The sequence below is a fragment of the Piscirickettsia salmonis LF-89 = ATCC VR-1361 genome, from assembly GCF_000297215.2.
GTDB lineage: Bacteria > Pseudomonadota > Gammaproteobacteria > Piscirickettsiales > Piscirickettsiaceae > Piscirickettsia > Piscirickettsia salmonis.
In genome coordinates this window covers 1-919 of sequence record NZ_AMFF02000247.1, presented here as the reverse complement: position 1 = coordinate 919, position 919 = coordinate 1, and the positions used below count along the sequence as shown (strand labels likewise).

Sequence of the window (919 nt, the reverse complement as noted above, 5' to 3'; positions counted from 1 at the left end):
TCACCATACTTGTCAAAATATTAATTCCCTTTACATGAGCGCTTTTGCTGTGTGAATAATGCCAACAAACCACATCATTCTCATCTGTCGCTGCGAGCCATGGAGTGCTAAGCACGGGGTGAGTAGGCCGAGGTAGGTTCGGGTTTTTAGCAGAGCGGAGTTGCGAAAGGCCGTTAGGTCTGTAGCAAGCGTAACGAGTGTCTAAAAATCTATACGAACCGTAGAGTCATGTGAGAGCACAGTAGTGGAGTGTGCCGATTCAAGGCACGTAACGCTGTGTGACGCGGACAGCCGAGGGTTTATAGTCGTCGCGTTTTGCTCGGCGATTTTGCATCATTGGATGTGCAAAATACCTACCGAGGTAGCGACGCTTACGTGATCACAATCTGTTGATAGATATGTTAGAAACTAAGATTAAAGACCAGCGCTTTATCCGATATATTATTCGGATGTTCAAAGCTGGGGTTTTATCAAAAGGTGAGTTGACAATGAGCGATGAGGGAGTTCCCCAAGGCTCAGTGTGTAGCCCGATAATTTCAAATATATTTGCACACTATTTTTTGATTATGCTCGTATTCCTCAGGTGATAAATAATCATTAGCTGAGTGAATGCGTTTTCTGTTATAAAAAACTTCGATATACTCAAAGATCGCTGATTTAGCCTCCTGTCGATTTTTAAAATTCATGTGATGAACTAACTCCGTTTTTAAGGTATGAAAGAAACTCTCTGAAACAGCGTTATCCCAGCAGTCTCCCTTACGACTCATACTTTGCTTAATTCGATGATCTTTAAGAATCTCACGATGACTTTCTGAAGCATATTGGCTTCCGCGATCTGAATGCCAAATTAACCCAGCTTTAGGCTTTCGTTTCCATAAGGCCATCAACAGAGCATCATTGACGAGTGATGCTTCCATAT

At 42.5% G+C, this 919-nt stretch carries 1 protein-coding gene; it reads right to left on the bottom strand.

Going from position 1 to position 919, the window contains the following annotated elements:
• Window positions 1–536: 536 nt before the first annotated feature.
• Window positions 537–919 (bottom strand): IS3 family transposase (locus tag C200_RS13855; RefSeq protein ID WP_033923849.1); only part of this gene is annotated, 383 nt, incomplete at its 5' end.